At 71.1% G+C, this 23,502-nt stretch carries 24 protein-coding genes; 15 read left to right on the top strand and 9 right to left on the bottom strand.

What is annotated here, in order from left to right; translation table 11 throughout:
- The first annotated feature begins 98 nt into the window (after positions 1-98).
- Complete coding sequence (locus EPO13_11635; protein TAK68199.1) at positions 99-1,175, top strand: ABC transporter substrate-binding protein; 1,077 nt, start codon at positions 99-101, stop codon at positions 1,173-1,175.
- A 99-nt stretch (positions 1,176-1,274) separates the two neighbouring features.
- Here the strand turns inward: EPO13_11635 and EPO13_11630 are convergent, their stop codons facing one another.
- Positions 1,275-2,420, bottom strand: a complete 1,146-nt coding sequence (locus EPO13_11630; GenBank protein TAK68198.1) for an acyl-CoA dehydrogenase — start codon at positions 2,418-2,420, stop codon at positions 1,275-1,277.
- Between the two features lie 215 nt (positions 2,421-2,635).
- Between EPO13_11630 and EPO13_11625 the strand changes: the two genes are divergently transcribed.
- Both EPO13_11625 and EPO13_11620 read left to right on the top strand, forming a co-directional pair.
- The gene (locus EPO13_11625) at positions 2,636-3,073 is read left to right on the top strand and encodes an anti-sigma factor antagonist (protein ID TAK68197.1); all 438 of its coding nucleotides are present in this window, start codon (positions 2,636-2,638) and stop codon (positions 3,071-3,073) included.
- 83 nt (positions 3,074-3,156) lie between these two features.
- Positions 3,157-3,606, top strand: coding sequence for an anti-sigma factor antagonist (locus EPO13_11620; GenBank protein ID TAK68196.1), 450 nt, complete (start codon positions 3,157-3,159; stop codon positions 3,604-3,606).
- A 23-nt stretch (positions 3,607-3,629) separates the two neighbouring features.
- Here the strand turns inward: EPO13_11620 and EPO13_11615 are convergent, their stop codons facing one another.
- On the bottom strand, positions 3,630-4,040 hold the full coding sequence (locus tag EPO13_11615; protein ID TAK68309.1) for a hypothetical protein: 411 nt from the start codon (positions 4,038-4,040) through the stop codon (positions 3,630-3,632).
- Positions 4,041-4,045: 5 nt separating this feature from the next.
- Positions 4,046-5,629: a phospholipase gene (locus EPO13_11610; GenBank protein ID TAK68308.1), complete on the bottom strand. Its 1,584-nt coding sequence runs from the start codon at positions 5,627-5,629 to the stop codon at positions 4,046-4,048.
- A gap of 256 nt (positions 5,630-5,885) precedes the next feature.
- Between EPO13_11610 and EPO13_11605 the strand changes: the two genes are divergently transcribed.
- Genes EPO13_11605 through EPO13_11595 form a run of 3 tightly spaced genes read left to right on the top strand, consistent with a single transcriptional unit; the run spans position 5,886 to position 8,560 of the window.
- Complete coding sequence (locus tag EPO13_11605; protein ID TAK68195.1) at positions 5,886-6,779, top strand: DUF1206 domain-containing protein; 894 nt, start codon at positions 5,886-5,888, stop codon at positions 6,777-6,779.
- Complete coding sequence (locus tag EPO13_11600; protein ID TAK68194.1) at positions 6,772-7,662, top strand: phosphatase PAP2 family protein; 891 nt, start codon at positions 6,772-6,774, stop codon at positions 7,660-7,662. Before EPO13_11605 ends, EPO13_11600 begins: the two co-directional genes overlap by 8 nt.
- A gap of 13 nt (positions 7,663-7,675) precedes the next feature.
- The gene (locus tag EPO13_11595) at positions 7,676-8,560 is read left to right on the top strand and encodes a diacylglycerol kinase (GenBank protein ID TAK68193.1); all 885 of its coding nucleotides are present in this window, start codon (positions 7,676-7,678) and stop codon (positions 8,558-8,560) included.
- Here EPO13_11595 and EPO13_11590 read toward each other — a convergent pair.
- Positions 8,538-9,305, bottom strand: a complete 768-nt coding sequence (locus EPO13_11590; GenBank protein ID TAK68192.1) for a phosphatase PAP2 family protein — start codon at positions 9,303-9,305, stop codon at positions 8,538-8,540. The two genes, EPO13_11595 and EPO13_11590, sit on opposite strands and share 23 nt — an antisense overlap.
- A gap of 211 nt (positions 9,306-9,516) precedes the next feature.
- Between EPO13_11590 and EPO13_11585 the strand changes: the two genes are divergently transcribed.
- Positions 9,517-10,383: an LLM class F420-dependent oxidoreductase gene (locus EPO13_11585; protein TAK68191.1), complete on the top strand. Its 867-nt coding sequence runs from the start codon at positions 9,517-9,519 to the stop codon at positions 10,381-10,383.
- A gap of 150 nt (positions 10,384-10,533) precedes the next feature.
- Here EPO13_11585 and EPO13_11580 read toward each other — a convergent pair whose 3' ends face one another.
- The 3 genes from EPO13_11580 to EPO13_11570 form a co-directional block, all read right to left on the bottom strand.
- Positions 10,534-11,583, bottom strand: coding sequence for a hypothetical protein (locus EPO13_11580; GenBank protein TAK68190.1), 1,050 nt, complete (start codon positions 11,581-11,583; stop codon positions 10,534-10,536).
- Positions 11,584-11,742: 159 nt separating this feature from the next.
- A complete protein-coding gene (locus EPO13_11575) occupies positions 11,743-12,843 on the bottom strand; it encodes a hypothetical protein (GenBank protein TAK68189.1) in 1,101 nt (366 codons plus the stop codon).
- Positions 12,844-12,997: 154 nt separating this feature from the next.
- Positions 12,998-13,792, bottom strand: coding sequence for an ROK family protein (locus EPO13_11570; GenBank protein ID TAK68188.1), 795 nt, complete (start codon positions 13,790-13,792; stop codon positions 12,998-13,000).
- Positions 13,793-13,899: 107 nt separating this feature from the next.
- Between EPO13_11570 and EPO13_11565 the strand changes: the two genes are divergently transcribed.
- Genes EPO13_11565 through EPO13_11555 form a run of 3 tightly spaced genes read left to right on the top strand, consistent with a single transcriptional unit; the run spans position 13,900 to position 16,397 of the window.
- Entirely contained in the window at positions 13,900-14,559 is a 660-nt protein-coding gene (locus EPO13_11565) for a hypothetical protein (protein ID TAK68187.1), read from the top strand.
- Positions 14,556-14,756 carry a hypothetical protein gene (locus tag EPO13_11560; GenBank protein ID TAK68186.1) on the top strand — a complete coding sequence of 67 codons (201 nt, stop codon included), beginning with the start codon at positions 14,556-14,558 and terminating at the stop codon, positions 14,754-14,756. Before EPO13_11565 ends, EPO13_11560 begins: the two co-directional genes overlap by 4 nt.
- Before the next feature lie 54 nt (positions 14,757-14,810).
- Complete coding sequence (locus tag EPO13_11555) at positions 14,811-16,397, top strand: Na+/H+ antiporter (protein TAK68307.1); 1,587 nt, start codon at positions 14,811-14,813, stop codon at positions 16,395-16,397.
- 22 nt (positions 16,398-16,419) lie between these two features.
- Here EPO13_11555 and EPO13_11550 read toward each other — a convergent pair whose 3' ends face one another.
- Complete coding sequence (locus EPO13_11550; protein TAK68185.1) at positions 16,420-16,680, bottom strand: hypothetical protein; 261 nt, start codon at positions 16,678-16,680, stop codon at positions 16,420-16,422.
- Between the two features lie 170 nt (positions 16,681-16,850).
- Here EPO13_11550 and EPO13_11545 point away from each other — a divergent pair, with 170 nt between their 5' ends.
- The 5 genes from EPO13_11545 (at position 16,851) to EPO13_11525 (ending at position 22,469) form a co-directional block, all read left to right on the top strand.
- The gene (locus tag EPO13_11545; GenBank protein TAK68184.1) at positions 16,851-17,459 is read left to right on the top strand and encodes a hypothetical protein; all 609 of its coding nucleotides are present in this window, start codon (positions 16,851-16,853) and stop codon (positions 17,457-17,459) included.
- A 167-nt stretch (positions 17,460-17,626) separates the two neighbouring features.
- Entirely contained in the window at positions 17,627-19,606 is a 1,980-nt protein-coding gene (locus EPO13_11540; protein TAK68183.1) for an AarF/ABC1/UbiB kinase family protein, read from the top strand.
- A gap of 87 nt (positions 19,607-19,693) precedes the next feature.
- The gene (locus tag EPO13_11535; protein TAK68182.1) at positions 19,694-20,806 is read left to right on the top strand and encodes an NAD(P)(+) transhydrogenase (Re/Si-specific) subunit alpha; all 1,113 of its coding nucleotides are present in this window, start codon (positions 19,694-19,696) and stop codon (positions 20,804-20,806) included.
- A gap of 2 nt (positions 20,807-20,808) precedes the next feature.
- Complete coding sequence (locus tag EPO13_11530; GenBank protein TAK68181.1) at positions 20,809-21,099, top strand: NAD(P) transhydrogenase subunit alpha; 291 nt, start codon at positions 20,809-20,811, stop codon at positions 21,097-21,099.
- Entirely contained in the window at positions 21,096-22,469 is a 1,374-nt protein-coding gene (locus EPO13_11525) for an NAD(P)(+) transhydrogenase (Re/Si-specific) subunit beta (protein TAK68180.1), read from the top strand. Before EPO13_11530 ends, EPO13_11525 begins: the two co-directional genes overlap by 4 nt.
- A gap of 125 nt (positions 22,470-22,594) precedes the next feature.
- Here the strand turns inward: EPO13_11525 and EPO13_11520 are convergent, their stop codons facing one another.
- Positions 22,595-23,497 (bottom strand): hypothetical protein, encoded by a 903-nt coding sequence (locus tag EPO13_11520; GenBank protein TAK68179.1) that lies wholly within the window; start codon positions 23,495-23,497, stop codon positions 22,595-22,597.
- Positions 23,498-23,502 lie beyond the last annotated feature (5 nt).

The raw sequence follows: 23,502 nt of genomic DNA, 5'->3' as shown, positions 1-23,502 counted from the left end.
GACGGGGTGGACGAGGCACACTCGGCCACTGGCGTGTGGCGCCCAACGAGGTCCGCCGGCATGGCGGCGTCAGCATGAGGGAGAACTGATCAGTGACAATGAACACCAACGTCTCGGCCAACGCGCAGGAAAGGTCCGGCCGTCGTCGCCGGACGAAGAGACTGGCGACGGTTTCGGCCCTCTTGGCCGTGCCGGTCATCGTCGCGGCGTGTGGGAGCAGCGACAACAGCGGAGGTAGCAACTCGGGCGCTGCGGTCGCGCCGCTCGTCTTTGCCAACGCGTCGTACGACGTCTCCCAGGCGCTGATCTACGTCGCGCAGTACGGCGGCTACTTCAAGCAGCAGGGCGTCGACGTCACCGTCAACATGGTCGGGTCGGCGGTCGCCACCAGCCTCACCAGCGGACAGGCTGACATTGCCGGATCCGGTGGGTCGCAGGCCTTCGCGATCACCAACCAGGGCAAGGACACAACTCAGCTCTTCTGGACGCTCAGCGGCAAGGCTGTCGGCTTCATGATCGCCAAGGCGGAGATCAAGTCGCCGACCGAATGCAAGACGCTTGTCACCTCGGTTCCTGGTGGGTCCGCCTATGGTTGGGCTGTGGCCTACAAGAAGGCCTACAACGCCACCTACGACATCACCGGCACGGCTGACCAGACTCTGAGTGCGACCGGTGTGGCCAGTGGCAAGTTCGACTGCGCTGCCAACACGATCGGGCAGTTCAGCCCGTCGGTGAATGCGGGCAAGGCCCACTACATCGTCGACCCCCGCGACCCGAATTCGCTGCCGGAGGCGGCCCGGAACCTCGAGAACCTGGGCACGTCGTACTTCGCCATGAAGAACACGATTGCCAGCAAGCGGGAGTCGGTCGTCCGCTTCATCAAGGCGATCAACCAGGCGGTCGAGTACGTGAAGACGCACACGCCGGAAGAAGTCGCCGCTGTGCTGCAGAACGACACGAACTACAAGGCCATCGACAAGACGGTCCTGGCCGGGCAGATCAAGGACATCACCTTCGGCTACGCGCCCAACGGTGGTTTCATCAGCAAGGACGCATGGGCGAGCATCATCGCGTTCAACCAGGGCGCCGGGCTCACCTACCTGTCGACTACCGACCCGAAGTGGTCGTACGAGAGCAACGTCGACATGAGCTACTGGGAAGCGGCGAAGAAGTAGCCAGCCTCGCTCAATCCCGCACGACGAACGGCCCCGGTGCGCAGGCACCGGGGCCGTTCGGTCGTTCGGAGCACACAGGCGCCGGTCGATCGGCGTTCGTCACAGGCCGAGGTCGCGCCCGATGATCTCCTTCATGATCTCGTTGGAGCCGGCCCAGATCTTCGTGATGCGGGCGTCGCGCCACGCGCGCGCCACCCGGTACTCGTTCATGTAGCCGTAGCCGCCGTACAACTGCAGGCAGGCATCCATGACCTCGTTCTGGATCTCCGCGGACCACCACTTGGCCTTGGCGGCGTCGACCGCACTGAGGTTCCCCTCGGCGTGAGCCCGCACCGCGTTGTCGACGTAGGCCTGCGTGACGTCGATCTTGGTCGCCAACTCGGCGAGGACGAACTTGTTGTGCTGAAAGCTCCCGATCGGCTGGCCGAACGCCCGGCGCTCGCGCACGTACTCCAGCGTTTCGGCGAGGATCGCGGTCGCATGCGCGAGGTTGGCGACCGCTGCGCCGATCCGCTCCTGGGGCAGGCGTTCCATCATGTGGATGAAGCCGCGGTCCACCTCGCCGATCACGTCGGCATCGGTCAGCACCAGGTCGTCGAAGAACAACTCCGACGTGTCGGACTCGGCCTGCCCCACCTTGTCCAGCTTGCGCCCGCGCTGGAAACCCTTCGCGGTCGCCTCGACCGCGAACAGGGTGATGCCCTTGGAGCGTTCGTTGGGGTTGGTGCGAGCCGCGACGATGACGAGGTCGGCCGACGCGCCGTTGGTGATGAAGGTCTTCGAGCCGTTCACCACCCAGGTGTCGCCACGCCGTACCGCGGAGGTCCGCAGCGCGGCGAGGTCCGAGCCTCCGCTGGGTTCGGTCATCGCGATCGCGGTGACGAGTTCGCCCGTGCAGAAGGCCGGCAGCCACCGCTGTTTCTGATCCTCGGTGCCGAGTTCGACCAGGTACGGGGCAACGACGTCGAAGTGGATGCTGACACACGACGCGAGGCCGGGGGTCACTCGTGCCAGTTCCTCGTTGAGTATCGCGTTGAAGCGGTAGTCGTTCGCCCCCATACCGCCGTACTGCTCCGGCACGTCCAGGCTGAGCAGTCCCTGGGCGCCGAGGGCGAGCCAGAGTTCCCGGGGTAGTGCCTTGGCTGCGAAGAAACTCTCGAGGTTGGGTTCGACGTGCCGGGCGAGCGTCTGCCGCACCGAATCACGGAAGGCGAGGTGTTCCTCGCCGTAGATCTCTCGTTTCACGTTGCCTCCGTCGTACGGCGCTGGGTCGTGCTAGGGCGCTCGGTCCGCCATGGCGGACCCGGCGGCGCCAAGCCGCGGCGTCGCCCCGTCGCTGCGGCTCGACTCGGCGACCGGATCGGTTGCCGTGGGCGCCCCGGCAACCTAGCGTGACTGGTGAGCCGCACCGGCGGGCCCTCGGTGCGCGAGGCTCACCGACCGGTGACGAGGCGACCGAGATGGCTGAGGACTGCGTGCTCGTCATCACCTCGACGGTGTCGGGTGGGACGGCCGTCATCGTGCTGAGCGGCGAGATCGATCTGGCCGAAGCGCACCGCCTGGCGGACTATCTGCGCGGCTTCGCCCGACCGGAAGTCGACGACGTGATCGTCGACATGGCGGCGGTGTCGTTCGTCGACGTCGTCGGGTTGCGCTGCCTGGAGTCGGCCACGCGGTCGCTGTCGTGGGCCGGCAGGCCGATGGTGTGCCGGGACCTGGCCCGGCAACCAGCCCGCTTGGTGGTTCAGGTCCGCGGGGGCGCGCGCATCGTGTGGGCGGACTCGTTGGTCGCGGACTCCCGTGCCCGGCGCGATCCGGTCGTCGTCGACCTGCGTGGTCCGATCGGCGGGCCGGCAGGAGCCGCCGAGGTGGTCACGCCGGCGGGGCCACCCGCGTGACTGGCGGGGCAGCCGCGCGACGGTCCGGCGTCGCCGATCGCTAGGGTGGAGCCCGTTGTCGAACGCATCGCAGTCAATCCGGACTGCAGTCGGGCTCCGGTGGCGGCGCCTTCACGGTGCCCGACGTGACAAGATCACGGCCGATCGGCCGAAGACCATCGGTGTCGAGCACATGGGGCCCGCGCGTGGCCACGGCGACACTGCACGTGGAAGGTGTCGTCGTGACGTCATCCTCTGTCCAGCGAGTCGCGCTAGCCGGCGAACTCGACATCGCGTCGGTCGCCCAGATCGAGTCGACGCTGCTCGGCGCGGTATCGCCCGACCTGACCACCGACCTGGTGGTCGACCTGGCTGCCGTGACCTTCATGGACTCGTCGGCCCTCGGCGCGCTGGTGCACGTCAACAAGGCGCTCACCGCGGGCGGCGGGACGATGCGCCTCGCCAACGCGGGCGGTGCCGTGCTGCGGGTTCTCGAACTGGCCGGCCTCCTCGACGTCCTGCGGGTGGACCGGCCGTCCCACGACGACCGATGAACGTCTGGCGCTGACCCAGCCCGTCAGCCGTCCAGCAGGGCGGTCGCCAACTCGATCTCCTGCCGCAGCAGACCGTCCGGTGCACTGCGCAGCAGACTCCAGCGCGAGACCGCGCCGTCGGGTCCGCGCACGGAGCCGTGCTGCAGCGCGGCGGTGATCGTCATCCGTACCGAGTCCTGCTGATCCGGTTCGGTCGCGAACACCGTCCGCACCACCAGGCCGTCCGGTCCCAGGCCGGTCGCGGTGTGGTGCGGGGCCACCGGGCACCGGCCGTCGTGGTCGAAGCTGCCGCACAACGCCACCGTGATCGCCGCGCCCGGGCCCGCCTCGTCGGCGCCTGCGTCGAGAACCACGACGGATTCCTGGACGAAGACCTCCCGCCCCTGCCCGGCCTCCCGCCCCTGCCCGGCCTCCCGCCCCTGCCCGGCCGGTATGTCGTTCACCGTCGTCCCCGGATCCGGTCGCGCAGCGGCCGGCCGTCGGGGTCGTACAGCAGGCGATACAGCGGCACCGCCCACAGCCGGTCCTTCCGCGCGATCGCCACGTCGCGATGGGGGCGGAGGCGCCCGGCGGGCCGCTCGCCCACGCAGCCGCCGTCGTACCAGTCCTGCAATCGCTGCGCGGACGTCGCGATCGCCGCCACGGCGTCCGCCGGATCGATCAGCTCGTCCAGTTCGTCACCGACGTCGAGGTGCTCGCTCAGCAGCCGCAGGCGCAGGTCGCGGGCGAATCGGCGGGCTCCGTCGCCGCTGCCGGGTGCGTCGACCGGCTCTCGCCCGTCGCGTTCTTCGTCGAGGATGGCGATGGACAACTCGCTGTCGTGCGTCCACGAGCGACGGTTCAGATTGTCCGACCCGATCATCGCCCACACGTCGTCGATCACGACGACCTTCGCATGAACGTAAACCGGTGTGCCGGAGTTGTTCTCGACGTCGTAGATCGCGAACCGGTCGCCCCCGGCCGCGCGGCAGCGGCGTACCGCCTCGTCACGGCCCACCAGCGCGGGGGGACGACCCACCCGGCCGTCCTTGTCCGGGTAGCGCGGAACGACGACGACGACGTGGAGTTCGGGGTTGTCACGAAGTGCAGAGGCGATAACCCAGGCGACGTCGGCGGACCACAGATACTGGTCCTCCAGGTACACCAGCCGGCGGGCCCGGGAAAACGCCTTGCGGTACGCCCGGGCGATACTGCGCTCGCCGTGCGGCGCGAACGGATAGCGGCGCAACCGCGCCGGGTAGGTCCGCAGGACCTGGACCGCAGCGGTTCCCGGCCGTTGGGTCGGTTCGGGCAATGCGTCGGGCAGTGGCTCGGTGGTCGTGGCTCCCATGTGATACGTCCGGTCGTACAGCTGGCGCACCGGGCTCGGCAGATCCAGTACCGAACTGCCGTACCAGCGTTCCCGGAAGGTGTGTTCCAGGTCGTGGACCGCCGGTCCGCTGACCTCCGCCTGGATGTCGTGCCACGGCGGCCGGTCGCCGTACTCCGCAGGAAACTCCGCCATCGCCTGCGGGTCACCAAGGTGACTACCGCCGTCGTGACGGCTGTATCCCAGGTCGATCCCGCCGACGAAACCGACATCGGTGTCCGGCCGTTGCGGGCGGCGTATGACGACGAGTTTCTGGTGGTGGCTGCCGGCCCGGCGGGTTCGCGAATCCAGCAGAACCTGCCCGCCGTGGTCGCGGATATGGCGGACGAACTCGGCGTTGGTTTCCTCGGTCTGCCGCAGCCACCGGGGGTGCGATCGCCACAGCAGGCCGAACACGTGAACGCCGCGCTCGGCCGCGGCCGCCAGTACGGTCCCGACCTCGGTGCCGGGGCCGGCGAGCCGCTCGGTGAGGTCACCGCAGAAATCCAGGAAGTAGATGTGATCTCCCGCGGTGGTGTCGCTCAGCTGTTGGCAGAGCCGGGGAAAGTACGTCGCGCCGTCGATCAGCGCGGTCACGGCGTTGCCGGTCGAATGGTCGCGCAGGTCGGTAGCGGGGTTGCCACGCTGCTGCCCGCGCAGGAACCACCGGGCCACCGCGGGATCGGCTGTAGGCGGCGTTCGGGCGTCCTGGTGCAGCGGGTCGTCGGGAGCTGCCGCGGGGATCACAGCGGGATTATGGGGTCCCGGATGACGGGCGCTGCCGGCCACCGCCGTGACCCTCGCTTGGGTGGCCGTTTCTGGCGCGGCCCCGCCGGGTAGGCCGCAGCCGCGAGGCCCGCTTCCGGAGGCGTCAGCCCCGGCATCAGGCCTCGGCGCCGCGAAGCGCGGCCCAGGTGCACAGGGAGGTCCGGTGTCCGTTCTTGGCGCTCTGCGGCGCCGATCCGGCGCCGCGGCGACGGCAGGCGCAGCCCTCGCCACCGTGGCCGGCGCCGCGGGGGATGCCGCGGCCACCGTGGCCGCCGGCGTGGATTCGGTGGGCGACTCACGCGCGATCGGGTGGGCAGCGCGGGCCGGGCTGGTGGCCCGCGGCGTCGTGTACCTGCTGCTGGGACTGCTCGCGCTACTCGTCGCGCGTGGCGCGGCGGTCGAGGTGGACCAGAAGGGCGCGCTGGCCGAGGTCGTCGAACGGCCTTTCGGGGGGTTCGTCGTCGGCGCGATCGCCGTGGGGTTGGCGTGCTACGCCGCGTGGCGGCTGTCGGAGGCCGCCACCGGCGTCGACGGTGAGCCGGGCACCGGTCCCCGGCTCAAGTCGTTGATCCGGGGGGTGTTGTACGCCGGGTTCGCCGTCACCGCTGTGGTCGTGCTGCTCGGCTCCACGTCGTCGCAAGCGGCTGACCAGGCCACGCTGTCCGCGCGGCTGATGCAGTCGGAGGCCGGTCGATGGTTGGTGATCGCCGTCGGCGCCGCGGTCGCCGTCACCGGTGTCATCCAGGTCGTCGAAGGAATCCGCTCCCGCTTCATGCGCTACTTCCCGGCCGGCGCGATGCGGCCGACTGTCCGTCGTACCGTGCACCGCCTCGGGCAGGTCGGAACGATCGCTCGCGGCCTGGTCTTCATGCTGGCCGGCGGGCTCGTCTGCGTCGCGGGCTGGACGTACGACGCGAGCCGCGCCACCGGCCTGGACGGCGCGATGCGGACACTGCTGGAGCAGCCGTACGGCGGCGCGCTGCTGGTCCTCGCGGCGCTGGGACTGATGGCCTTCGGCTGCTACGGCCTGGCCGAGGCGCGGTACCGCCGTGTCTGAGGCGCCGGTGGGGTCATTGCCCGGGGGGACGACCGGGGCGACCGGTGGCAGCGCCGGGGCGGTTGGCCGTGCGACCGGGGCGCCTGGTGGTGCGGCGCCCGACGCGGTGCCGGCCCGGCGCCACCGCCGACTGCCACCGGGATCTCGCCGCGTCGTCGTGGGTCTGGCCGTCGGGGCAGTCAGCACGACACTGCTGCTGCTGATCCTCGGCACCGTGGTCACGTCGGCGTTCAGCCACCCCGACGAATCCTGGGACGGCACGGTCCTGCGCTGGCTGGCCGAGCACCGCACCGCGGTCCTGGACTGGGGCTCGGCCACCGGCAGCGCCCTGGCCAATACCCAGACGGTCGTCGCCGTCGGGCTGGTCGCCTTCGTCGCGCTGCGGCTGTGGCTCGGGCGATGGCGGGAGTCGTGGCTGATCGCTGCTGCCGTCCTCGGCGAACTGTGGATCTTCCTCGTCGTGACGGCGGTGGTGGAGCGGGCGCGACCCGATGTGGCCCAACTGGACGCCGCGCCGCCGACGTCGAGCTTCCCGTCCGGCCACACCGCAGCCGCCGTGGCGCTGTACGGCAGCCTGGCGCTGGTGATCATGGTGCGGCTCGGCGCGGCGAATCGGCACCGGTGGTGGCTGCTGGTGTTGTTCGCCGTGCCGGTGATCGTCGGCGCCGCCCGGTTGTACCGCGGCATGCACTTCCTGAGCGACGTCGTCTGCGGGCTGCTCGGCGGCGCCCTGTGGCTCGCGGTGGTGATGGTCGCGTTCGGTGCCGTGCTGCGCCCCGAACCCATCGCGGGAGAGGGATCGGCAAGTCCGAGCCGGTCGGGCAGTCGGCCGCCAGGCCCGGGGACCGCAAGTCGTGAACCCGCGGCGGAGGAGTTCCGATGACGACGGAGTTCCGATGACGGCGGCGGACGGTCCGCGGGTCGCCGTGGTGGTCAAGCCGGCGGACGATCCGCAGCAGCGGGCCGAGCTCGCCGCGGCGTTGTCGGCCGCCGGGCTGACGGTCATGGGCTGGTGGGAGACCACGGCCTCTCAGCCGGGTACCTCGCAGGCTAGGGCGGCCGTGGCAGCCGGCGCCGATCTCGTCGTCGTGCAGGGCGGCGACGGCACGGTCCGCAGCGTCGCCGCGGCTCTGCTGGGCACCGACGTCGCCCTCGCCCTGGTACCGGCCGGGACGGGAAACCTGCTGGCCCGCAACCTGGGAATCCCGGCGCAGCCAGCGGCGGCGGCTGCGCTCGCGGCAACCGGCGCGCGACGGCGTATCGATGTCGTTGAACTGGACGACGAGCCGTACCTGGTGATGGGCGGCTGCGGCTTCGACGCGCGGATGTTCGCCGCCACGTCCCCCGCGCTCAAGCAGCGGGCCGGGTGGCTCGCGTACGTCGTCGCCGGGCTGCGCGCGCTGCGCTCCCCGGCCGTCGGGGTCCGGCTCGAATCCGACGGCCGGATCGCCCGTACCCGGGCTACCGGGGTGGTGGTGGGCAACGTCGCCTCGCTCACCGGCGGCGTCGCCTTGCTGCCGGACGCGCGACCCGACGACGGGCTGCTCGACGTCGCCGTCCTGACCGCCGCCCGGCCGCGTGAGTGGCTGGGGCTCGGGTGGCGCCTGCTCGCCCACCGGCCGCCCACCCGCGGGCAGTTGCGGCGGTTCACCGGCCACGCCGTCGACGTCGTCTGGGACGTCGATCAGCCGGCTCAGGTCGACGGCGACGTCATCGCCAGCCGCCGTACGGCGCGATTCCGCGTACGGCCGCAGGCACTTACGGTGTGTGTGCCTCGGTGACGTCACCGCGGGCAGCCGCGAGCGTCCCGGCGGGGTCGATCCCTTCGGTGAGCGGATCGTGGGGGGCACGGCCGACCGATCGCCGCCACGACTCGAAGGCGATCGACGTCGCGGCCAGCCACCCGACGCCGATCAGCACGCCGGCGACGACATCGCTGACGTAGTGCACTCCCAACCCCACTCGGGCGAAGCAGATCAGCGCGATCAGCACCGCGCCGACGACGACGGCCACCCGCCGGCCGCCCGGTTGCAGCAGCGGGAAGCCGAGGAGCAGCAGGACGCCGACGGCCACCGTGATCGACAGCGCGTGGCCCGAAGGGAACGAATAGCCGCCGGCGCTGGCCACTGCCTCCGGCAGGATCGGTCGGGCCCGCTGGACGGCCTCCTTCAGGATGATGTCGAGGACGCCGCCGCCGAGCACGGTGATGGCGGCCCACCAGGCGAGCCGTACCTGGCCGCGCAGCAGCAGCATGACGACGACCAGTCCGAGGTACGCGCGCAACGCCCAGGGGTGCAGCACGTCACTGGCGAACTGCAGGACCGTGACCGCGGTCGGCGTCTGGATCGCCCAGCGATGCAGGCCCTCGGCCACACCGTTGTCCAGGTCGCCGATCGGTCCCCAGCCGTGGGTGGCGGCGTACCCCAGCACCGTCACCGGGACGGCGACCACCACGGCGACCCCGGCGGCCAGCGCGAGCCGGGGGCTGAGTTGGCGACGCAGCACGACCGCGACCGGAGGGCTCACGGTCGCCCTTCTACCCGCTGCGCGCGACGATCATCCGGCCCACGCTGCGGGAATGCCCCGAAGGATCGAACCTGAAGGCACGAACCGGCAGTGACGGAACCGGCAGTGACCGAAGCGGCCGGCACCGCACCGCAGCGATCGAACCGGCAAGGGTCGAACCGGACGGCCCCGAAGCGGGCGCGGCCGACCTGAGCGAGGGGAGTGGACAGGGATGAGGCTGGGGCTGCACTACTGGTCGTTCAGCACGCCGCCGGACGCGGCGACGATCGCTCCCGTGCTGGCCGAGACGGCGGTGGTCTGCGAGCAGTCCGGAGTGGCGTCGTTCACCGTGATGGATCACTACTTCCAGATGGACGCCGTCGCGGCTGCATCCGAGCCGATGCTGGAGGCGTACACGACCTTGGGCTATCTGGCGGCTGCGACGCAGCGGATGACGCTGGGAGTGCTGGTCACCGGCGTGACGTACCGGCACCCCGGCTTGCTGGCGAAGATCGTCACGACGCTGGATGTGTTGTCGGCCGGTCGCGCCCGGCTCGGAATCGGAGCCTCCTGGTACGAGCGGGAGCAACGTGGCCTCGGCGTCCCCGTGGTCCCGGTCGCCGAGCGGTTCGAGCGACTGGAGGAGACGCTGCAGATCTGCCGCCAGATGTGGAGCGACGAGGACGGGCCCTTCACCGGTCGGCACTACCAGCTGGCCGAGACCCTGTGCCGGCCGGTGCCGCTCAGCCGGCCGCATCCGCCGATCATGATCGGCGGTGCCGGTGAGCGTCGCACGTTGCGGCTGGTCGCGCAGTACGCCGACCTGGGCAACGTGTTCGGGACCGGCGTCGCTGCGGTGTCACACAAACTCGACGTCCTGCGGCGTCATTGCGACGACGTCGGCCGCGACTACGAGGACATCGTGAAGACGGTGCTGATGACCCGGCCCGCTCTCGTCGACGTCGACGCATGGCTGGCCGAGGTCGCCGGCTACGCCGACCTCGGCGTTGCCGAGGTGATGGTGATGCCCGACCGCCATCCGGTGGAGTTCGCCGAACAACTCGCCACCCGCATCATCCCGACACTCGAGTCGATGTGACCGAGTTCGATGTGACCGAGTTCGCCGTGACCGAGTTCGCTGTGACCGAGTTCGCTGTGACCGAGTTCGCTGTCACTGAGTTCGAGGTGACGATGTGACTCAGCTCGACGTGTGCTGGGCGTGACACAACCGCACGGCCGGACGATCCACCTAGCGGCGCGGCAGCGCCACGGCCCAACGTGAGACCTTGGCGTGACCGCGCTTGAGCTTGACGGACTTCGTCCACGTCACGCCACCGCCCTTGGCCGTCACGAGCAACGTGCCCGGCAGCCGGAACGAGCGCACCTGGATCTTGCCGTACGTGAAGCCCTTCCCGCCGAACGAGGCGAGCGTGCTTGCCTTGGGCGAGAGGCGGAGTGCGGCGACGACGCCGTCGGCGAACGATTGCCCGTACGACCGGGAGGCGATGGCGTTGAAGGCTCGCTTGTTCTTGCGTGGGCTGAGCAGCACTGAGGCCGGCGGAATGACCGCACCCGGCGCGGCGTAGGCGGCGACCTCGACGCCGCCGGTGGAATCCGACACGCGGGTCAGCCGACCCTGACCGTCGGCGTGGATCGTCACCGTGACCGACCCGGTCTTCTTCGCTGCCTCGACGGGATCGGACGAGAGTGCCCCGGCGGGCACGACGAGGGTGGTGGTCACCGCGTCGACGACCTGGCCGGCGGTGGCGACCGCGACGAGCTGGCGTCCCAGCCGGTACGGACTGCTGGCCGTAAGAATCTGATCGAACGAGGCCGTCGAGGGGATGCTGCTGACGACCAGGGACGTCGGCTTCACGCCGATGCGCTTGAGCACCTTGCGTTGCTTACGGTCCAGCGGCGCGGGCGGGGTCAGCAGGAAGGTCGCAGAACTCGCGCGGGCCACCGAGCCCAGCGGCAGGAAGATCGTCGTCGCGCCGCCACCCTTGGCGAGGATCGATCCGGGCAGGCGCAGGATCGATCCGTCGGACGACTGCTGGACGACGAGGGACGCGCCCGAGCCGCCGGCGCTGAGGGTGGTCGCTCCGGTGACCGATTCGGTCTGCTCGGCCAGCGTCGCTGCGGTGAGGACGGCGCCCTTGGCCACTGCCAGGTCGGAGGCGGCGTCGGCACGGGCCGGGGCAGCGGTGGCGACCAGGGTGCCGACGGCGAGGGCGACGCCCAGCCCGCCGGCGATGGCGCGGCGCGCCGGGCGTGTGGTGGTGTCACGTGTCGTGGTCACGGAGTCCCCCGTCTGTCAGTGGCGACGCCCCCGATGAGCGCCAACGATGCTCGTATGACGTTAAGCCAAGCCCCCGACAACGGCCCGCCAGCCGCCCCGAATGGACGCACCCGCCCGGGTGACGACGGGGCTGGCGCTGCTTTCTTCGCCGGCGCTGCGCTACGCCGCCGCTGCCTTCTTGTCCGGCACTGCCTTCTTGGCCGACTTCTTTGCCGGCGCCGCCTTCTTCGGAGGCAGCGTCAGGCGAAGCGGGCCCAGCACGGCCTTGCGGCCCGAGAGGGTCACGGTGTCGGTCCACGTCACCTTCGCCGCACTGCTGCTGAACACAATCCGGGTCCCGAGGACGGTCGCCTTCAGCCGCTGCTTACCGCGCCCGAGCTTGGCTGCGATCTGACGCAACGTGGCGATGTCGGGGTCGCGGGCCAGGGTGCGGCGAGCGCTGGTGGCCGCGCTGCGCACCTGGTCGGCGGCAAACAGGACGGCCTGGATCCGGCTGCTGCGCCGTACCGGAACCCACAGCGACGGCGGCGGCAGCACGGCGTTCGGCGCCGCGTAGGCGATGACCTCGATGCTCTGGGGTGAGCCCACGATCAGCTCGTAGGACACCCTGACGACCCGTCCGGCGCCGTCGAGTCCGACGGTCACCGGGATGTTCCCGACCAGGGCAGGGGTGTAGAGGCCGCCCAGAATCGTCGTCATGAAGGTGGCGTACGGGATCTCCAGCTGGACCGACGTCGCGGAGTCGACCCGGCCGGCGACCGCCTTGTCGACCAGGTCGCGGGCGAATCGGTAGGGGCTGCCCTGGGTGAGCAGTCGTGCACCGGGGAAGCCGACTGCGGCGCCGCCCAGGACCAACCACTGCTTCCGCTTGACTCCGAAGTGCCGCAGGACCTTGCCGAAGGCGTTCCGGTATGGACCTGTCAGTGCCGCGACCGGGTAGTACCCGCGGAACCCGGACGCCGCGTCCAGCGACAGCACGGACCCCCGCGACGCCAGCACGGTGCCGTCGGGGGAGATCTGCAGGTCGCTGGAGCCGACCGTGATCCCACCCAGTCCGAATTGCGATCGGACGGTGCTGCCGGTCGTGGCCTCCAGCGTCGCGGCCAGGTCGATGCCGTTGCGAACCGTTGCCTGGGCGGTCACCAGGTCCGAGGCGGCGTCGGCCCGCGCCGGCAGCGACAACGCGGTGCCGGTGAGCAGTAGCGCCGTCCCGAGCACCAGACCGATGCGCAGCGTCGAGCGAAGCGGTGCGAAACCCATGATTCCCCCTCAGTGCCCGGCGACGACGCAACCCTCGGTGGCGTTCATCTCATCGGGCGCGACGGCACCGTACCTGCTGCGGCTCCCGCCCGGGTCGTCCGGACACTCCGAATGACGTAACCCGTTCGGACGGGGTCAGCCGACGACCGGCCCATCAGGTGTCCGGGTTCCACGGCTGCGGGGCGAGCCGCCAGGCGCGAACCGCACCGACGATACCGGCGGAGTTCGGTACGACGACGACGTCGTCTCCCATGTCCGCCAAGGCATCCGGCAGGATCCGGCGGCTGTTGCCACCGCCGAGATAGAGCCGGTCCCACAGGAACATCGGACGCAGCGCGGCCACCATCCGCAGTACCCGGCGCGACCAGAACGCGTTGCCCAACCGCCGCCGTTCCCGTTCCCCGACATACCTGTCGTAGAGCTGCCCCCAGCGCGTGGTCGCCTGCGACAACTCCAGATGCGGGGCGAGCCGGCCGTCGTCGAAGGTGGCGCAACCGAGGCCGGTGCCCAGCGTCAGGACCAGTTCCAGACCTGTTTCGGCGATGACGCCGGCGCCGTGAACTTCGGCGTCGTTGAGTACCAGCGCGGGCAATCCGAGGGCAGTGCTGACCCCGGCCCGGGCGTCGTAACCGGACCAACGGCGCAGCAGTGGTGGATCGATTCGGCTGCGTGGTCCCGATCGGGTGACGTAGTGGGGAGTGGTGACGACGACGCCGTGCCGGATCATGCCGGGCATTCCGACGGTGACCCGCTGCGCAGCGGGCAGGGTGCCGGCGATGTCGACGAGCAGGTCGAGCAGTCGCTCCGGGGGCAGCGGGTACGGCGTCGGCACCCGGATCGGCTTGGCCTGCATGGCGCCGTCGGCGTCGAGCACCGACGCTTTGATTCCGCTACCACCGCAGTCGATTCCGAGTGTCGCACCGGAGAGGACCGGGATCGGTGTCGCCATCGGCCCTCCCGCTGGTCGGCCCTCGGGCGCGGTGACGTCCGCGGGCGACCCTACCGGCGGGTCGGGCCGTGGCAGGGTGTGCCGCAGCGGCGGGAACTGGAGTGGCGATGGGCAGACTGCCGGGATCCGCGGCCAGCCGATCCGGGCTGTCCGCGGTGATCCGCAGCCCGCTGGTGTGGGTGCTCGGCCTGGCGGCGATCTTCGACGGCCTTGCCGACAACCCGGTTCACGCCGTGGTGCTGGGTGGGGCGGCGGTCCTGGTCGGACGCGACGCCGCTGCCGCTGACACCGTCGAGCAGATCGGCGCGCCGTTGCTCGGCTCGCGACGCCGGGCGCTGACGATCGGGATCGGACTCGGCGTCGTCGGCTACGCCGTCGTGGTCGGCAGTGCCGAGCGCTATTCCTGGCCGCCGACTGTCGCGGTCGCGCTGCTCGGCGCGGCCGCCATCGCGCTGGCGTGGCGGCGTCCGCTGGTCGAGCGGGTCTGTCCGCCGCCGGTCTCGCGTGCCACCGTGCTGGCCTGGTCGGCCGTCTTCGTCACCGCGGCAGTGTGGGAGCTGCAGGCGCTGTTCCAGCAGCCGACGCTGCAGCAGGGGTCAGCGGATCACCCGACCCTGAGTGTGCTGGCCGACGAGCTGCTGCACTACCCCGTCGTGCGCGTGGTCGCCCTGGCCGGCTGGCTGGCGCTGGGCTGGTTCCTCTTGTCGCGCATACCGTCCCGGGTGCCGCCCATCGATCTCGGCCCGGACCGCGGCGGCGCGGCATGAGCTGGCGCGCCGTCACCATCGGTGGATACCTGGTCGTCGCGCTGGCGGGGCTGGTCCTTGCCGTACTCGCCCGCAGGCCGGCGAGCCGGGTCGAACGCCTGCCGATCGTGTTGTCCCGCATCATGCGCACCCGCGGCGGCCGCGTGGCCGTGCTGGCTGCCTGGGCATGGCTGGGGTTGCACTACTTCGCCCGGTGACGCCTCGACCGGCTGCCACGACGTCCTTGCCGAGCGCGGGTGCGCACTGCCGTCATGGGCCACACTGCCGACGTGCACGAGCTGCTGGAGGTCCTGGGACTCCTTGTGGTGGTCACCGCCGTCGGCGGCGTGGCACGCCGGTACGGGCTGTCCTCCCCGCTGCTGCTGGTCGTCGTCGGAGTTGCCGCCTCGTTCGTCCCCGGAATCCCGTCGTTCGAGCTGTCCGCGGAGTTCGTGCTCATCGTGGTGCTGCCGCCGCTGCTGTACTCCGCGGCGCTGGGCAGTTCGTTGGTCGGCATCCGTGCCAACCGGCTCACCATCGGTCTGCTCAGCGTGGGGTATGTCGCGTTCTGCACCCTCGTCGTCGGCCTCACCGTCCACGCGATCGTGCCGGGTCTGCCGCTGGCTGCGGCGTTCGCTCTCGGCGCCGCCGTGGCGCCGGCCGATGCCGTCGCGGCGACCGCGATCGGTCGCCGGTTGCGGCTGCCGAACGGCCTGCTCACCGTGCTCGAGGGGGAGAGCCTGCTCAACGACGCCACCGCGATCACGCTGCTGCGCGTGGCGGTGGCCGCGGCACTCACCGGCGGCTTCTCCTGGCTCGAGGCAGCCGGCCGGCTGACCTGGGCCAGTGTCGGTGGGGTGGCCATCGGCCTGGTCGTGGCGGTGCTGGTCAGCTGGGTACGACGACGGCTGGACGACCCGGTGGTGGAGACCTCGCTGTCGCTGCTGACGCCGTTCATCGCGTTCCTGCCCGCCGAAGAGGTCGGGGCCTCGGGTGTGGTCGCGGTGGTGACGACCGGCCTGGTCCTCGGCCACCGGTCAGCGGAACTGCTGGGGTCCGCCGCCCGGCTGCAGGCGCAGTCGGTGTGGCGCACCATCGACTTCATCCTCGAGGGGACGGTCTTCGCTCTCATCGGGCTGCAGCTGCGCTCGATCCTGGTCCGGCTGGGCGACTACACCCCGGCGGACCTGCTGCTGTACGCCGTGGTGGTCTGCTCGGTGGTCATCGTCAGTCGTTTCGTCTGGGTCTTCGGTACGGCGTACGCCGGCGGACTGCTGCGGGCCAGCCGCCCGGACCGCCGCTGGCGCGAGTTGGTCGTGGTGTCCTGGGCGGGGATGCGCGGCGTGGTGACGCTGGCTGCCGCGGCGTCGATCCCGCTGACCGTCGACACCGGCGAGGCGTTCCCGCAACGCGACCTCATCGCGTTCCTGGCGTTCTGTGTCATCGCCGTCACGTTGCTCGGCCAGGGTTTCACGCTGCCGCCGCTCATCCGATGGTTGAATATCCGGCGGGACGAGACCCAGGACCGGCTCGCCGAGGCCGAGGCGGCCCATCTGGCCGCCGAACAGGCCGCGCTTCGACTCGAGGAGTTGCTCGAGGCCGAAGGTGCTCTGCCGCACGGTGTCGCGGACCGCCTGCGACAGGCCACCCAGTCGCGTTCGCTGGGCGCCTGGGAGCGACTGGGTGGACCGGGCCCGGAGACCCCGAGTGCGGCGTACCGGCGGCTCCGGGTGGCGATCCTGCAGGCCGAACGTGCCGCGCTGGTCGCGATGCGGGACGACGGGCGGATCGACGACGACACGCTGCGGACCCTGCAGCGCGAGGTCGACCTGGAGGAGACGCTGCTGGGCGACCAGTAGCGGTCGGTCCGGCCCGGCGCGGTCAGCCGGTCTGGTGGTCGATGAAGCACCAGCGCCAGGACTCGCCGGGCTGGAAGCTGCGCATCACCGGATGGCCGGTCGCGGTGAAATGGGCGGTGGCGTGCTGGTGCACCGACGAATCGCAGCAGCCCACGTGCCCGCAGGTCAGGCACAGTCGCAGATGGACCCAGGAACTGCCCAGCTGCAGGCACTCCTCGCAGCCGTCGGGGGTGAGCGGTTCGACGTGGTCGGGCGCGGCGGCCAGATGCGTGCAGTCAGCCATCCGCCGAGGATGACGGGTCGCCCGGCCGGCGCCTGCACGGGGGTCGGCGTACGCCGGGCGTCCCCCGACAGCCCGCCCGTGGGCCTTCTGCCCGCGGCCGCTCGCCCCTAGCCTGGTGCGGTCGCGCCGGACGTCATCCGGCGCCCCGTCCAGGTACGGGAGGCTGACCCATGTTCATGCAGATCATCCAGGGCAAGGTGCGTGACACGGCGGCCGCACAGGCCTGCCTCGACCGGTGGATGCTCGAGCTCGCACCCGGGGCCACCGGGTGGCTCGGCACGACCCACGGTTTCACCGACGACGGCACGCTGATCGCCGCAGTCCGCTTCGATTCACGAGAGTCCGCGCGTACCAACAGCGAACGGCCCGACCAGTCCGCCTGGTGGGAGGACATGGCGACCTGCTTCAGCGAGGGCGCCACGTTCCACGACTGCGACGACGTCCAACTGTTGCTCGGCGGAGGTACGCCGGATGCCGGCTTCGTCCAGGTGATCCAGGGCAGGGTGCGTGACCGGGCCCGCGCCCAGGCGATTCTGGACCAGTCGGCCCAGATGCTGCACGACCACCGGCCCGACGTCCTGGGCGCGACCATTGCGGTGGACGCCGACGGCATCTTCACCGAGACGGTCTGCTTCTCCTCGGAACCCGCTGCGCGAGAAGGGGAAGCCAAGCCGATGCCGCCGCAGTTGCGGGACATGATGGCCGAGGAGATGTCGTTGCTGGACGACGTCGCGTACTTCGACCTGCGCCATCCGACGATGTCGGGGATGCGCGGATAGCAGCACCCCGCTCGCCCTGCCGCTGACCGACCGTGGGGAAATCCCGCCGACGCCGCAGCGCCGGAGATTTCCCCACGGTCGTCGTCAGGCGCGCGGTTCTGCCACGATCGGCCGGCGGCCCGGGACACCGAACCGAGGTTCGCGCCGAGGCCAGCGGAGGCGAGTTCGTGGACGACGGGATCACTGTCACACTCGATGGCGTCCTCGGGCTCGCCGTCCTCATCGCCTTCCTCGTCGTGGTCGGTCTGATCGCGGGTCGGATCCTCGGTGTGCGGCGGGGCTTCTGGCGGGCGACGCTCGCCGGCCTGGTCGGCTTCTTCGCCGGCCAATGGCTCATCAACATGCAGTACGAGAACTCCACCGAGGCCGATTTCAACGATCTGGGCGACCTCGGCCGGCTGGGTGTGGGTTTCGTCGGCTACGTCCTGCTCGTGACGATGCTGGCCAGCATCGTCATCGACGTGATCGCCCGGCCCCGCGGTGGCGATCGACGGCGCCGGTGGCCGCGGCCGATCAAGGCGGTACGCCGGCGCTGGCAGGTGGTCACCCGGCTGCGGCAGATCGTGGGTGCCGCGCGCCGGCACGGCTTCGCCGGGCGTCGATACGCCTCCCGTGCCGCGCTGGCGACCCCGGAAGGTGCCCGGGCGCTGCGGGCCACTCTCGAGGACTGCGGCGGGATGTTCGTGAAGTTCGGGCAGATCGCGTCGACCCGCGAAGACCTGTTGCCTGCCACCGTGACCGAGGAACTCGGCCACCTGCGGACAGCCGCACCGGGCCTGCCCGCCGCGGTCGTCACCGAGATCGTCGAACAGCAGACCGGACGACCTGCCGCGGCGACCTTCGCGACCTTCGCCGCCGAGCCGTTGGCCGCTGCCTCCATCGGGGTGACCTACCGCGCCACGCTGGCCGGCGGACGCCGGGTGATCGTGAAGATCCGCCGACCCGACATCGAGGACATCGTCGACCGGGACGCGCGGGTATTGCGGTGGGGCGCAGCCCAGTTGGAGCGACGTTCCGAAGGGGCTCGCTCACTCGGCATCCGCGACCTCGCCGACGAATTGGTCAGCGGGATCGCCGCCGAACTGGACTTCCGTACCGAAGCCGCCAACAACGCGGCCATGCGGCGGGCGGTCCCGGGCGGGCACGGCGTCGAGGTGCCCCTGGTCCACGCCGACCTGACGACCCGGTCGATGCTGGTCATGGACGAGGTCGACGGCCGGCCGGTATCGGATCCGGCGGCCTTGCGGGCCAGCGGCATCGCCCGCCCCGTGCTGGCCGACCGGTTGTTCCGGGCCTTCCTCGAACAGGTCCTCACCGCCGGGGTGTTCCACGCCGACCCCCATCCCGGCAACGTCCTGGTCGACGCCGAGGGCACGCTGTGGTTCATCGACTTCGGTGCTGTCGGGCAACTGGATCCGGTCACGCTGGACGGCCTGCAGCAACTCGCGCTGGGCTTCATGCTGGCCGACCCCTCGATGCTGGCTCGTGCCCTGCGCCGGCTGGCCGGCCCCGACGGCGACGCGCTGGACATGCGGGCCATGGAGTTCGAGCTGTCCAGCGTGCTGACTCGAGTGCAGGGCGGCGGGTTCGACCCCGCGGTGTTGCAGCTGGTCGTCCACGTGCTGGCAAGGCACGGTGTGAAGGCGCCGCGGGCGCTGACCGTGCTGGGCCGGGCCATGCTCACCCTGGACGGCACGTTGCGGATCATCGATCCGGGGTTCCGGATGGTGGAGCGGGCGACCGAGACGATCAGGGAGTTGCCCGAGGCGGGCGTCGGGTCGCTCAAGGAGCGGCTGACCCACGAGGCGATGCGGGCCCTGCCCGCCGTCCGCAGCATGCCGCAACTGGTCGAGGACATCGCGCTGCAGACGCGCAGTGGCCGGCTGGGGATCCGGGTCGGCCTGTTCGGCGGCGAGGACCGGCTCGTCCTGGACGACTGGATCGACCGGGTGCTGTTCGCCGTGGTCGGCATGGTCGGCCTGCTGTCGTCCGCGGCGCTGCTGGTGGCTGCCGGAGTGGAGGACAACGCCGACGTCGCGGTGGTGCTGCGGGCAGCCGGCTTCACCGGCCTGGTGGCGGCCACGGCGATGCAGATGCGGTCGGTCGCCCAGATCCTGCGGCGACCGCGCACGAACCGCCGTCCCTGACGGTCACCGGGGTAGGTTGCCGCTGCCCGACCCAGGCTGCCCGACCCAGGCTGCCCGACCCAGGCTGCCCGACCGAGGGGGTGAGCGATGCGGCTGGTCACACTGGCCGAGGACCGGCCCGGTGAGCGCCGCGTGGCGGTCGTGCCTGACACCGTCGGCCGGCTCGCCGGCCTGGGCTTCGACGTCGCCGTGCAGGCCGGCGCCGGCGCGGCGGCCCTGGCCACCGACGCCGCCTACGAAGCCGCCGGGGCCTCGGTGTTCCCGGCGCAGGAGGCGCCGTCGGCCGTGGCCGCCGCCGACGTCGTCGCGACCGTGCGCGCGCTGCCCGCGCCGCTCGCGGCCGCGCTGCGCCCCGGTGCGGTGAGCCTGAGCCTGCTGCAGCCGGCCGCCGACCCGCAGACGGTGCAGGCGGTCGCCGCTGCCGGCGCCACGCTGCTGTCCTTCGAACGGGTCCCCCGCATCGCCCGGGCGCAGCCCATGGACGCGCTCACTTCCCAGTCCCTGGTCACCGGGTACCGGGCGGCGCTGGTCGCCGCCGACCTGTTGCCGCGCTTCTTCCCGCTGTTCATGACCGCTGCGGGCACCATCCCGCCGGCACGGGTGCTGGTGATCGGCGCGGGTGTCGCCGGGTTGCAGGCGATCGCGACTGCGCGGCGGCTGGGTGCGGTGGTGTCGGCGTACGACGTCCGTCCGGCCAGCGCCGACGAGGTGCGATCGGTCGGGGCCACCTTCATCGATCTGGGCCTCGACGTGATCGAGGGTGCCGGCGGGTACGCGCGAGAGATGGCCGCCGAACGTGCCGCCATGCAGCAGGAACTGCTCACGCCGTACGTCGCTGCCTCCGACGTCGTCATCACCACCGCCCTGGTCCCCGGGCGCCCGGCGCCCCAACTCGTGAGCGCCGAGATGCTGGCGACCATGGCGCCGGGCACGGTCGCGGTCGACCTGGCCAGCGAGAGTGGCGGCAACATCGCCGGGTCGGTACCCGGCCAGACGGTCACCGTCGGCGGAGTCACCGTCTGGGGCGGCCGCGACGTCGCCAGCCAATTGCCGGTGCATGCCTCCCGGCTGTACGCGATGAACGTCGTGGCGCTGGCCGGGCTGCTGGTCGCCGACGGCTCCCTCGCCGTCGATGCCGACGACGAGATCATCGCGGCTGCTGCCGTGGTCCTGGCCGGGGACGTTCGGGAAGGGGTCTGAAGGTGGACGGCGTCGCACTGCTCACCGTGTTCGTGCTCAGCGTGTTCGTCGGTTTCGAGGTCATCTCGAAGGTGTCGACCGTGCTGCACACCCCGCTGATGTCGGGTGCCAACGCCATCCACGGCGTCGTGCTGGTCGGCGCGATCCTCGTGACCATGCAGGCCGACGGCGCCCTCGCCCTGACGCTCGGGGTGGCCGCGACGGTGCTGGGAGCGATCAACCTGGTCGGCGGTTTCGTGGTGACCGACCGGATGTTGGAGATGTTCCGGCCGCGGGAGCGGGACGGCCGGTGACGCCGACCTGGGTCCAGCTCGCCAACCTGCTGGCGGCCGTCTGTTTCGTCCTGGCGCTCAAGGGTTTGTCGTCGCCGAAGTCCGCCCGCAACGGCAACCTGCTGGGCGCCGCCGGGGCGGCTGTCGCGGTCGTCGTGGCGTTCTTCACCGGTGTCGAGGTGCGCAATCTCGCGCTGATCCTGGTCGCCACGGGTGTCGGCGGCGTCATCGGGTGGTTGTCCGCTCGCCGGGTGCAGATGACGGCGATGCCCCAACTGGTCGCGCTGTTCAACGGTGTCGGCGGCGGCGCGGCGGCACTGGTGGCGATCGCGGAGTATCTGGCCTCGCACAGCGAGGACAAGGTTGTCCTTGCGGCCACGGTCTTCACCGTTGTCGTCGGTTCGGTGTCGTTCAGCGGGTCGGTCGTGACGTTCCTGAAACTGCAGGAACTGATGACGACGAGGCCGGTCGTCGTCCCTGCCGGGCCGTACGTCACCGGGCTGATCGCCGCGCTGGTGGTGGCCGGTGCCGCCTGGCTGGTCGTGGCGCCGGCGACGTGGCTGCTCGTGGTGCTGTTGCTGTTGTCGCTGCTGGCCGGCGTGCTGTTCGTGCTGCCGGTGGGCGGCGCCGACGTGCCCATCGTGATCTCGCTGCTCAACGCGTTCACCGGGTTGTCCGTGGCCACCAGCGGCTACGTGCTGGACAACGTGCTGCTCGTGGTCGCCGGGACGCTCGTCGGCGCGGCCGGCACGTTGCTGACCCGGATGATGGCGCAGGCGATGGGTCGTCCGTTGCGCAGCACGCTGTTTGGCGCCTTCACCGCGTCGGCGGCGTCCGCCGCCGGTGGGGCGGGGGATCGGCCGGTGCGCTCCGGTTCCGCGGCCGACGTCGCGGTCATGCTCGGCTACGCCCGCAAGGTGATCCTGGTCCCGGGGTACGGCCTGGCCGTCGCGCAGGCACAGGGCACGTTGCGCGAACTCGCCGACCTGCTGGCGGCGAAGGGTGTCGAGGTCGACTACGCCATTCATCCGGTGGCCGGCCGGATGCCCGGGCACATGAACGTGTTGCTGGCCGAGGCCAACGTGCCGTACGAACGGTTGCGGGAGATGGACGAGATCAACCCCGAGTTCGCGTCCGCCGATGTCGCGCTGGTGGTCGGTGCCAACGACGTGGTCAACCCGGCTGCCCGGACCGATCCGACCGCGCCGATCTACGGCATGCCCGTCCTCGCGGTCGACAACGCTGCGCAGGTCGTCTTCCTGAAGCGCTCGATGCGGCCAGGTTTCGCCGGAATCGACAACGAACTGCTCTTCGATCCACGCACCACCATGCTGTTCGGCGATGCCAAGACATCCCTGGCCGGTGTGGTGTCCGCCCTGAAGGCGCTCTAGAAGGGAAGGCGCTCTCATAACTGGGCCGCTCCGGAAGCAAGGCGCTCCAGGGCCGACGATGCCTTCGGGCTAACGCCTTTCGAGTAGGAGAGGCACTGGGGGACAGCCGTTGTCCGTGGTGATGCTCACCGGGGAGCGTGGCCGGCGATCTCCTGCAGGACCTCGGGCAGTGGCCGGCGCAGCACCGATTCGTCGTGTCCGTAACGGTGCAGGTACTCACGCAGGACGTTGCGCAACAGTTCCGGGTCGGCTGCTGGGTCGGCCAGCGACACCGCGAACTGGCGACGGCCGAGTCCGGTGATGGTCAGCCGGTGGCCGGCGGCGTCGTACGCCGTGACGTCGTCGGACCGCTCCAGCCAGCCGGCGAGCTGCCGGCAGCTGGCGAACACGTGCGGCCAGCCGCCTTCGACCTCCACCAGCACGATCGGCGTCACCACGGCCCAGCCGGGGTCGAGCGCGCCGCGCAACGCGGCGATCCCCTCCGCACCGGCCGCCGCAGGGCTGTCCGCTGTACCGCCCGGCGCAGGGTTGCCCGCCGTACCGTCCGCCGTGACGCCTTCCGCTGTGCCGGGCGTGGCGGCGTTGGCCTCCTCCTGCTCGGCCCACCGGTGACCGGCGAAGGTCCACCGGCCGCCGTCGATCTCCAGGACCGGCCGGATCGACAGCCGGGGCCGGCGGCGTACCACCGACCCGCGGGCGACTGCGGTCAGCAGCGCGACGACGTCGGTCCAGTCCCCGTCCGCGACCGGCCACTCGGCTGCCTCCGACGACAGCTCGCCGACCAGGGCGACGGCGACGTACGCAGTCGTGGTGCCGCCGAGGAAGACCGTCGCTTCGGCGCGATCGTCGTCGGACCGGACCAGCACCGTCGGTACGGCGCGACCCGGCACGGGCCGGGCTGGTATGGCGCCGCCTGTCGCGGGCACGGCCTGCCCGATCGCGACGCGCGCCGGGTGGCCGAGCGCGCCGTCGACCGCCGTGCGCACCCGCGCGGTAGTACGGACCAGTTCGTCGTCGATCTGCGGCACGGCCG

The organism is Actinomycetota bacterium (assembly GCA_004297305.1).
Lineage (GTDB): Bacteria > Actinomycetota > Actinomycetes > S36-B12 > FW305-bin1 > FW305-bin1.
Note: the sequence above shows the minus strand (reverse complement) of the source record. Positions and strands in the feature narration are given on the sequence as shown.